Here is a 10,076-nt window from a genome sequence, read left to right as displayed (position 1 = left end):
CCTTCATCGAAGGCGACGCCTTTCATCGCTACGACCGCGCGGCGATGAAGGTGGAGGTCGCCAAGCAGGAAAAGGCAGGCAACCCGAACTTCACCCACTTCCATGCCGAGGCCAACGAGCTCGGGATCCTCGAGGGGGTTTTCGAGGAATATGGCCGCCGAGGGACCGGAAGGACCCGCACCTACGTCCATGACGAGGACGAGGAGAAGCTGTACGGCACGCCGCCGGGGAATTTCACCGATTGGCGCGAATTCGCCCCGAGCGACCTACTCTTCTACGAAGGCCTGCATGGCTGCGTCGTCACCGACAAGATCGACCTGGCCAGGCATGCGGATCTCAAGATCGGCGTGGTGCCGGTCATAAATCTCGAATGGATCCAGAAGATCCATCGCGACCGCGCCACGCGCGGCTATTCCACCGAGGCGGTGATGGATGTGATCCTGCGCCGCATGCCGGACTATGTCCGCTACATCGTCCCGCAATTCTCGCAGACCGCGATCAACTTCCAGCGCGTGCCGATCGTCGACACGTCCAACCCGTTCATCGCGCGCTGGATTCCGACCCCCGACGAATCGATGCTGGTCATCCGCTTCGCCAATCCTCGCGGCATCGATTTCCCCTACCTGCTTTCAATGATCCACGACTCCTTCATGTCGCGGCCGAATTCCATAGTGGTGCCGGGCAACAAGCTCGACCTTGCCATGCAGCTGATCCTGACGCCGCTCATCCTGCAATTGATCGAACGCAAGAAACGTGTGTCGTGAGGAGGACGCCATGACCAGCCTGGCAGCATTGAAGTCCGTCGCCGCCTCTGCCTCCGAGCGCGACATGGCGAACGCCATCCGCGCGCTGGCGATGGACAGCGTGCAGAAGGCCAACTCCGGACATCCGGGCATGCCGATGGGCATGGCCGATGTCGCGACGGTGCTGGTCAGCCGCTTCATCAATATCGACCCGACAGCGCCGGACTGGCCCGATCGCGACCGCTTCGTGCTTTCAGCCGGGCATGGCTCGATGCTGCAATATGCGCTGCATTACCTGCTCGGCTACGAGGACATGCCGATCGAGGAGTTGCAGCGGTTCCGTCAACTGGGCAGCCGTACCGCCGGACATCCGGAGCACGGCCACGCGCTTGGCATCGAGACGACGACCGGTCCGCTCGGACAAGGCATTTCGACCGCTGTCGGCATGGCGCTGGCCGAACGCATGCTTGCCGCCCGCCACGGCGCGGATCTCGTCGACCACTACACCTACGCGATCGCCGGCGACGGCTGCCTGCAGGAAGGCATCAGCCACGAGGCGATCGACCTCGCAGGTCACCTGAAGCTGTCCCGGCTGATCGTGCTGTGGGACGACAACGCCATCTCCATCGACGGACCGACCTCGCTGTCGACGTCGATGGATCAGCCGGCGCGGTTCAAAGCCGCCGGCTGGCATGTCCAGTCGGTGGACGGCCACGACATGGAAGCCGTCGCCGCGGCAATCGAGGCCGCACGGCAGTCGGATCGGCCATCGCTGATCGCCTGCCGCACGGTAATCGGCAAGGGCGCGCCCAATCTGGGCGGTTCGGAAAAGACGCATGGCGCGCCGCTGGGCGATGCGGAGATTGCCGCGACGCGAGAAAACATCGGCTGGGCCTACGCACCGTTCGAGGTGCCGGACGACATCCTTTCCGCCTGGCGCGAGATTGCCGAGCGCGGGCAAGCGGCGCGGCGCGCCTGGGAGCAGCGGCTTGCCGCCTCGCCGCGGCGCAAGGCCTTCGAGCGTGCGATCGGCGGCAAATTGCCCGATGCGGTATTCGAGGCTCTTGCCGCCTTCCGCGAGGAACATGTCGAGAAGGCGACCAAGGTCGCAACGCGCAAGGCCTCCGAGATGGCGCTTGCCGCGATCAACGGCGCAACCGAGCTGACGGTTGGCGGCTCCGCCGATCTCACGCATTCGAACCTGACGATCACCAAAGGCATGGATCGCATCGTGCCGGGTGGCTATGGGGGCCGCTACGTTCACTACGGCATCCGCGAGCACGGCATGGCCGCGGCCATGAACGGCATCGCGCTGCATGGCGGGTTCGTACCCTATGGCGGCACGTTCCTGTGCTTCGCCGACTATGCTCGCGGCGCGATGCGGCTCTCGGCGCTCATGAGCCAGCGCGTCGTCTATGTGATGACGCACGATTCGATCGGCCTCGGCGAGGACGGACCGACCCACCAGCCGATCGAGCATCTGGCGATGCTGCGGGCGACACCGAACCTCAACGTCTTCCGTCCGGCCGACATCATCGAAACCGCGGAATGCTGGGAACTGGCGCTGAAGAGCGAAACGCGGCCGAGCGTGCTGGTGCTCTCGCGCCAAAACCTGCCGATGCTGCGCCAGGCACGCAGCGACGAGAACCGGTCCAGCCGCGGCGCTTACGTCTTGCGCGAGCCGTCCGCGCACCGTGCAGTGACGCTGATCGCCACGGGTTCCGAGGTCGAGATCGCCGTTGCCGCCGCCGAACGGCTCGAACGGGAGCACGGCATCGCCCCCGCCGTCGTCTCGATGCCGTGCTGGGAACTGTTCGAGGAACAGGATGCGGACTACCGCAAGTCCGTCCTCGGCTCCGCGCCGCGCGTCGCGGTCGAAGCCGCCGCCCGGCTCGGCTGGGACCGCTGGATCGGCGAGACGGGCGCTTTTGTCGGCATGACCGGCTTCGGCGCAAGCGCCCCTGCTCCGGATCTCTACAAGCATTTCGACATCACGCCCGAAGCCGTCGCCGCAGCGGCGATGAAGCTCATCATCTAGGAGGACCGACAATGGCCCGCATCACCCTTCGCCAGCTTCTCGACCATGCCGCCGAGCACGGCTACGGCGTGCCGGCATTCAACATCAACAACATGGAACAGGGCCTCGCCATCATGGAGGCGGCGAGCGCTTGCGACGCGCCTGTGATCATCCAGGCCTCGCGCGGCGCCCGCTCCTATGCCAACGACATCATGCTCGCCAGGATGATGGAGGCGCTGACCGAGATCCATCCGGCCATTCCGCTGTGCATCCATCAGGATCACGGCAACAACGAAGCCACCTGCCTTTCGGCGATCCGCCACGGCTTCACCTCGGTGATGATGGACGGATCGTTGATGGCGGACGCCAAGACCCCGGCGACATACGACTATAACGTCGCCATCACCGAACGCGTCGCGCGCATGGCGCATTGGGTCGGCGCTTCCGTCGAAGGCGAGCTCGGCGTGCTCGGCTCGCTGGAAACCGGCCAGGGCGAGGCCGAGGACGGTCACGGCGCAGAGGGCGCACTATCGCACGACCAGCTCTTGACCGATCCCGATCAGGCGGTCGACTTCGTGACCGCCACCCGCGTCGATGCGCTGGCGATCGCCTGCGGCACCTCCCACGGCGCCTACAAGTTCACGCGCAAGCCGGACGGCGACATCCTGGCCATGCAGGTGATCGAGGCGATCCACGAGAAGCTGCCGAACACGCATCTGGTCATGCACGGTTCGTCCTCCGTGCCGCAGGAACTGCAGGACATCATCAACAAGCACGGCGGCGAGATGCCCCAGACCTTCGGCGTTCCGGTCGAGGAGATCGAGCGCGGCATCCGCCACGGCGTGCGCAAAGTCAACATCGACACCGATTGCCGCATGGCCATGGCCGGGCAGTTCCGCCGCGTCGCGACGCAGGATCCGCGCGAATTCGATCCGCGCAAATTCCTGAAGCCCGCCATGGACGCCTTGCGCGACCTTTGCCGCGATCGTTTCGAACGCTTCGGTACCGCCGGCAACGCTTCGAAGATCAAGGTCATCGCCATGGACGAGATGGCGAAACGCTATGCCGCCGGAAAGCTCGACCCGCAAATCGCAACCGCCAAAGCCGCCTGAGCGGCGGTCCGCCAAAAAGGAAAGGACCAGCCTCATGCCCAACAAATCCGAAACCGTGACCGGTAAGGACCGCTACAAATCCGGTGTCATGGAATACAAGAAGATGGGCTATTGGGAGCCCGACTACGAGCCGAAGGATACCGACATAATCTCGGTGTTCAGGATCACGCCCCAGGACGGTGTCGACCCGATAGAGGCTGCCGCAGCCGTCGCCGGCGAATCCTCGACCGCAACCTGGACAGTGGTCTGGACCGACCGGTTGACGGCATCTGAAAAATACCGCGCCAAGGCTTATCGGGTCGACCCCGTGCCGAACGCGCCCGGACAGTATTTCGCCTATATCGCCTACGACCTCGACCTGTTCGAGCCGGGTTCGATCGCCAATCTATCGGCATCGATCATCGGCAACGTCTTCGGTTTCAAGCCGTTGAAGGCATTGCGGCTGGAGGACATGCGTTTCCCCGTCGCATATGTGAAGACCTTCCAGGGTCCGGCGACCGGCATCGTCGTCGAGCGCGAGCGCCTCGACAAGTTCGGCCGCCCGCTGCTCGGCGCCACCGTCAAGCCGAAGCTCGGCCTTTCCGGGCGCAATTACGGCCGCGTCGTCTACGAGTCGCTGAAAGGCGGGCTCGATTTCACCAAGGACGACGAGAACATCAACTCGCAGCCCTTCATGCATTGGCGTGAGCGTTTTCTCTACTGCATGGAGGCCGTCAACAAGGCGCAGGCCGAGACGGGCGAGATCAAGGGAACCTATCTCAACGTCACAGCGGCCACCATGGAGGACATGTACGAACGGGCCGACTTCGCCAAGGAACTCGGCTCCAACATCGTCATGATCGACCTCGTGATCGGCTACACGGCGATCCAGTCGATGGCGAAGTGGGCGCGCAGGAACGACATGATCCTGCACCTCCATCGCGCCGGCCATTCGACCTACACGCGGCAGAAGTCGCACGGCGTCTCCTTCCGCGTCATCGCCAAATGGATGCGGCTTGCCGGCGTCGACCACATCCATGCCGGCACCGTGGTCGGCAAGCTGGAAGGCGACCCGGCAACGACAAGGGGTTACTACGACATCTGCCGCGAGGACTATAACCCGATGAAGCTGGAGAACGGCATCTTCTTCGACCAGCACTGGGCCTCGCTCAACAAGCTGATGCCGGTGGCATCGGGCGGCATCCATGCCGGCCAGATGCATCAGCTCATCGACCTGCTCGGCGAGGACGTCGTGCTCCAGTTCGGCGGCGGCACCATCGGTCATCCGATGGGCATCGCCGCCGGCGCCACGGCCAATCGCGTTGCCCTCGAATGCATGATCCTCGCCCGCAACGAGGGCCGCGACTATGTGCGGGAAGGGCCGCAGATCCTGGAGAACGCGGCCAGGAACTGTCTGCCGCTGAAACAGGCGCTCGAGACCTGGAAGGATGTGACCTTCAACTATGCCTCGACCGACACGCCGGACTTTGTCCCGGTGGCAACGGCAGCCGAATAAGGAGAACAGTCATGCGTATCACCCAAGGGGCCTTTTCCTTCCTGCCCGACCTGACCGACGACCAGATCCGGGCACAGGTGCAATATTGCATAGACAACAAATGGGCCGTCAGCCTCGAGTTCACCGACGACCCGCACCCGCGCAACGTCTATTGGGACATGTGGGGTCACCCGATGTTCGACAATCCCGACGCGGCGGCGCTGATGATGGAGCTGAACGCATGCCGTAAGCTCTATGGCGACCCCTATATCCGCGTTGTCGCCTTCGATTCCTCGCATGGCTGGGAATCGGTGAAGCTCTCCTTCATCGTCAACCGTCCGGCCGAGGAACCCGGCTACCGGCTCGAGCGGCAGGAGGCCGCGGGCCGCATGATCCGCTACACCACCAAACCCTACGCTGCCGACAAGCCGGCTGGAACGAGGTACGGCTGATCATCGCGACAAGAGGAGAATGCCATGTCGGCGCCAGCCTTGGCCGAAACGGAAGCGCCTCAGAACGCGGTCCCGGCGGCGATCGATCTGCGTGAGGAATTCGAAACGTCCGGCGTCAAGGACATCCTGGCCGAGCTCGACCGAGAGTTGATCGGGCTCGCCCCGGTCAAAAGACGCATCCGCGAGACGGCCGCGCTCCTGCTGGTCGAGCGGGCCCGCCGCCGCATGGGCCTTGCGCATGAGACGCCGACGCTGCATATGAGCTTCACCGGCAATCCCGGCACCGGCAAGACCACCGTCGCGCTGCGAATGGCCGACCTGCTGCATCGGCTGGGCTACATCCGCAAGGGTCATCTGGTTTCGGTGACGCGCGACGACCTGGTCGGCCAGTATATCGGCCACACCGCGCCCAAGACCAAGGAGATCCTGAAGAAGGCGATGGGCGGGGTGCTGTTCATCGACGAGGCCTACTATCTCTACCGGCCGGAAAACGAGCGCGATTACGGCCAGGAGGCGATCGAGATCCTGCTGCAGGTGATGGAGAACCAGCGCGACGATCTCGTGGTCATCCTCGCCGGCTACGCACAGCGCATGGACCGCTTCTTCGAGAGCAATCCGGGATTCCGCTCACGCATAGCCCATCACATCGACTTTCCGGATTACACGGACGAGGAACTGCTCAGGATCGCCGAAAAGATGCTCGACCAGCAGAACTACCTGTTCGATGATGCGGCAACCCAGGCGATGGTCGACTACATCGCACGTCGGCGCGGGCAGCCGCATTTCGCCAACGCCCGCTCGATCCGCAATGCGCTCGACCGGGCACGGCTGAGGCAGGCCAACCGCCTGTTCGAGAGCGCCAACGGACCGCTCGACGCAAAGGCGCTGTCGACGATCTCGGCCGAGGACATCACCGCCAGCCGGGTATTTTCGCTAAATCCCGGGGAAGGAGAAAGCAAATGACCGGAAAGACCATCATCGCCCCTTCCGTTCTGTCGTCCGATTTCTCGCGGCTCGGCGACGAGGTCGAAACGGTCGTGCGGGCAGGCGCCGACTGGATCCACCTCGACGTGATGGACGGGCATTTCGTGCCCAACATCACCTTCGGCCCGCCGGTGATCAAGACAATCCGCGATCGAACGGACAAGGTCTTCGATTGTCATCTGATGATCGCGCCGGCCGATCCCTATCTCGCTGCTTTCGCCGATGCCGGTTGCGACATCATTACGGTGCATGCCGAGGCCGGGCCACATCTCGACCGTTCGCTCCAAGCGATCAGGAGCCTCGGCAAGAAAGCCGGAGTGTCGCTCAATCCGTCGACGCCGGAGAGCGTCATCGAATATGTTCTCGACCGGCTCGATCTGGTGCTTTTGATGACGGTCAATCCGGGTTTCGGCGGCCAGGCCTTCATTCCGGCGGTCATCGACAAGGTCAGGCGGGTCAAGGCACTCGTCGGCCGACGTCCGATCGACATCGAGATCGACGGCGGCGTCACGCCCGAGACAGCTCCTCTGGTTACCGCGGCCGGCGCCAATGTGCTCGTCGCCGGCTCGGCCATCTTCAAGGGCGGCACGGAGGCTGCCTATCGCGCCAATATCGATGCGATCAGACAGGCGGCCGACGGAGCGATGCGAAAAGCCGCGTGAACTGTTTCGTCGGAGGGTGACATGGCGGCAATCCCACCCGTTTGCGATTTCGGCTGGCAAGCCGTCGATGCCGTTTTGCCCGGCGTCGACGGCAAGTCGCACTCGATCTTCGGCCAGGCCGGTCCCAACGGTCTGGTCGTTGCCTTCATCTGCAATCACTGCCCCTATGTGAAGGCGGTGATTTCGCGCATCGTGCGTGACGCTGACGATCTCAAGGTCGAAGGCATCGGCTTTGTCGCGATCAACTCCAATGACGCGGAGGCCTATCCGGAGGATTCCTTCGACAACATGAAGCTCTTCGCCGGGGCGAACGGCTTCAGCTTCCCCTACCTCCACGACGAGGACCAGGCAGTGGCGCGCGCCTATGGAGCCGTATGCACCCCGGATTTCTTCGGCCTCAACAGCGAGCTGACGCTGCAATATCGCGGCCGGCTCGACGCATCGCGACGGGACGCCGGACCGCCCGGGCTGAGGCGCGATCTGTTCGAGGCGATGAAGCAGGTTGCCCGAACCGGCGACGGACCGCTTGACCAGATCGCTTCGATCGGCTGCTCGATCAAATGGAAGGAGGCCGCATGAATGTCGGCGCAAGCAGGCCGTTTCGGTCTCCGAGGGCGATCCTGTTCGATCTTGACGGCACGCTGATCGATTCGGCGCCCGATATTGCGGCGGCCGTCAACGAACTGCTGGCCGGCAGCGACCTGCCGCCGCTCAGCGTGGATCAGGTCAAGGCCATGATCGGTGGCGGCGTGAAAAAGTTGGTCGAACGGGCTTTCGCGGCATCCGGAGCCCCACTTCTCGCCAGCGCGCTCGAAGAGGCCAACCGCGCCATGGCGCCAATCTACCGCAGACATCTGACCGGCTTGACGAAGCTGATGCCTGGCGTCAGGGAGATTCTCACGCACTTCCACCTGAACGGCACAGCCATGGGCGTCGCCACCAACAAGCCGCAATTGGCGACCCGCGAAATCCTGCTGCATTTCCACTTGACGGAATATCTCGGCGCGATCGTCGGAGGAGACGCGGTGACACACCTGAAACCGGCACCCGACGCTCTGCTGCTGGCGCTCGATCAGCTCGGGGTCGAACCCACCGACGCGCTGATGGTCGGAGACAGCAGCAGCGACGTCGGCGCCGCGCGCGCTGCCGGCATGCCCGTCGTTCTGCTGCGCGGCGGCTACACCCAGATCCCCGTCCAAGAGCTTGGCGCAGACCTTGTCTGCGACAGCCTGCTCGATCTGCCTTCCGCGATGCAGAGGCTACGCGCCGCTGCTTGATCCGCAGCGTCGATTAAAGCATGTCTCCCGAAAGTGGGACCCGGTTTCGAGACAAAGACATGCGTAAAATCAATAGTTTAAAGCGCAGGGAGCGAATCTGAAAGATCGCGACGCGCTTTAAGGAGGCAGTCACCGGCCGATCGTAAATCGAACGGCCGGCGAAGCCGTTGTTTCGAGAATTGCCATTATTTCGAAAATTGCTTGAGATAGGCGATGACGTTGGCCACGTCCTTGTCGTCCTTGAGGCCGGCAAACGCCATCTTCGTGCCTTTCACCATGGCCTTTGGATCATGGAGATAGGTCGTCAGTGTGGGTTCGTCCCATTTGGTGCCGGACTTGCCGGCGGCCACCATGGCTTGGGAATAGCTGAACCCCGGATGCGTGCCGGCCGTCCGGCCGATGACGCCGTTCAACGACGGACCGACTTTGTTCTGGTCCTTGTCCGCGACGTGGCAGACCTTGCATTTCATGAAGACCTTCTCACCCGCCGCGGCATCCTGCGCATGGGATTGGTTCGTAAAAGCCGCAAAGGATGCGACGGCGAAAAATGCGATAGTGCGCATGGCATTTCCTCATTGATCGTCAAGACGCCCCTGATGATTTGCATGCCATTGCTTTGACGAAGTCAACCATACGAAGGTCCACAGCAACTGTCCTTTCGCCTTTGTTGACGGCCTTAGGGCGAACGCGTAGCTTCAGGGTCATTCCGGATTTCCATGGGCACCTCGGGAACCCGGTCAGGCTGAGTTTGTCCAGGCTGATATTTTCCCAGGCAATGGGGCGGGCAGGATTTCGCCAGAGCGGGCGTCTTTGCGCGCAAGAGGTGCTGAATGAATATGGTCGACCTCGTATTGACGGTTTGCCTGAGTGCCAATCCCGGCAATTGCCGAAACGAGCATCTCTATTTCGAGAGCCGCGGCTCGCTGTTCCAATGCATGATCCTGGCGCCCAGCGAAATCGCGAGATGGTCGCAGGAACACCCGCCCTTCAAGGTCAGGCGCTGGAAATGCGCCTTCCCGACGAAGGACCGGGCGATCTGACCGGCGCCCCTGGTTTGTTGCAGTCCCGGGAGGAAACATCATGATTTCGCGCCGGAAAACGCTCCGTTTGGCAGCTCTCGGAACGGCCGCGATACTTGGATCACATCCCATTGCCGCCTCCGCCGCGCCCAAGGTTCGCATTGGCGTGCTGAAGTTCGGCACGGTGAGCTGGGAGCTCGATACGCTGAAGCAACACAAGTTCGACGCGGCCAACGGCATCGATCTGGAGGTTATCTATTTCGCCGGCGAGGATGCGACCAATGTCGCGATACTGGCCGGCGCGATCGATATGATCGTGACCGACTGGCTGTGGGT

11 protein-coding genes and 1 pseudogene are annotated in these 10,076 nt (G+C 63.0%); 11 read left to right on the top strand and 1 reads right to left on the bottom strand.

Annotated features, from left to right (window positions below; all coding sequences use genetic code 11):
- The 9 genes from EOA38_RS17225 to gph form a co-directional block, all read left to right on the top strand.
- Window positions 1-764, top strand: a 764-nt coding sequence (locus EOA38_RS17225) for a phosphoribulokinase (RefSeq protein ID WP_127299779.1), incomplete at its 5' end; no start/stop codon positions are given.
- Between the two features lie 10 nt (window positions 765-774).
- A complete protein-coding gene (gene tkt / locus EOA38_RS17220; RefSeq protein WP_127299778.1) occupies window positions 775-2,781 on the top strand; it encodes a transketolase in 2,007 nt (668 codons plus the stop codon).
- An 11-nt stretch (window positions 2,782-2,792) separates the two neighbouring features.
- A complete protein-coding gene (gene fba, locus EOA38_RS17215) occupies window positions 2,793-3,872 on the top strand; it encodes a class II fructose-bisphosphate aldolase (RefSeq protein ID WP_126092872.1) in 1,080 nt (359 codons plus the stop codon).
- 34 nt (window positions 3,873-3,906) lie between these two features.
- Window positions 3,907-5,367 carry a form I ribulose bisphosphate carboxylase large subunit gene (locus tag EOA38_RS17210; RefSeq protein WP_127221170.1) on the top strand — a complete coding sequence of 487 codons (1,461 nt, stop codon included), beginning with the start codon at window positions 3,907-3,909 and terminating at the stop codon, window positions 5,365-5,367.
- A gap of 11 nt (window positions 5,368-5,378) precedes the next feature.
- A complete protein-coding gene (locus tag EOA38_RS17205) occupies window positions 5,379-5,798 on the top strand; it encodes a ribulose bisphosphate carboxylase small subunit (RefSeq protein ID WP_127299777.1) in 420 nt (139 codons plus the stop codon).
- A gap of 39 nt (window positions 5,799-5,837) precedes the next feature.
- Entirely contained in the window at window positions 5,838-6,761 is a 924-nt protein-coding gene (gene cbbX / locus EOA38_RS17200) for a CbbX protein (RefSeq protein ID WP_127299780.1), read from the top strand.
- Window positions 6,758-7,444, top strand: coding sequence for a ribulose-phosphate 3-epimerase (rpe, locus tag EOA38_RS17195; protein ID WP_127221168.1), 687 nt, complete (start codon window positions 6,758-6,760; stop codon window positions 7,442-7,444). The genes cbbX and rpe overlap by 4 nt, the downstream gene beginning before the upstream one ends.
- Before the next feature lie 21 nt (window positions 7,445-7,465).
- The gene (locus EOA38_RS17190) at window positions 7,466-8,023 is read left to right on the top strand and encodes a thioredoxin family protein (protein ID WP_127221167.1); all 558 of its coding nucleotides are present in this window, start codon (window positions 7,466-7,468) and stop codon (window positions 8,021-8,023) included.
- A complete protein-coding gene (gene gph / locus EOA38_RS17185) occupies window positions 8,020-8,721 on the top strand; it encodes a phosphoglycolate phosphatase (protein ID WP_126092686.1) in 702 nt (233 codons plus the stop codon). Before EOA38_RS17190 ends, gph begins: the two co-directional genes overlap by 4 nt.
- Before the next feature lie 185 nt (window positions 8,722-8,906).
- Here gph and EOA38_RS17180 read toward each other — a convergent pair whose 3' ends face one another.
- Window positions 8,907-9,284, bottom strand: coding sequence for a cytochrome c family protein (locus EOA38_RS17180; RefSeq protein WP_126092685.1), 378 nt, complete (start codon window positions 9,282-9,284; stop codon window positions 8,907-8,909).
- Window positions 9,285-9,551: 267 nt separating this feature from the next.
- Between EOA38_RS17180 and EOA38_RS17175 the strand changes: the two genes are divergently transcribed.
- Together EOA38_RS17175 and EOA38_RS17170 are read left to right on the top strand one after the other, a co-directional pair.
- Window positions 9,552-9,761 carry a hypothetical protein gene (locus EOA38_RS17175; RefSeq protein WP_126092684.1) on the top strand — a complete coding sequence of 70 codons (210 nt, stop codon included), beginning with the start codon at window positions 9,552-9,554 and terminating at the stop codon, window positions 9,759-9,761.
- A 67-nt stretch (window positions 9,762-9,828) separates the two neighbouring features.
- Window positions 9,829-10,076 (top strand): annotated as a pseudogene (locus EOA38_RS17170) (ABC transporter substrate-binding protein); the annotation flags it as partial.

Source organism: Mesorhizobium sp. M1E.F.Ca.ET.041.01.1.1 (genome assembly GCF_003997355.1).
In the GTDB taxonomy this organism is placed as follows: Bacteria; Pseudomonadota; Alphaproteobacteria; order Rhizobiales; family Rhizobiaceae; genus Mesorhizobium.
Note: the sequence above shows the minus strand (reverse complement) of the source record. Positions and strands in the feature narration are given on the sequence as shown.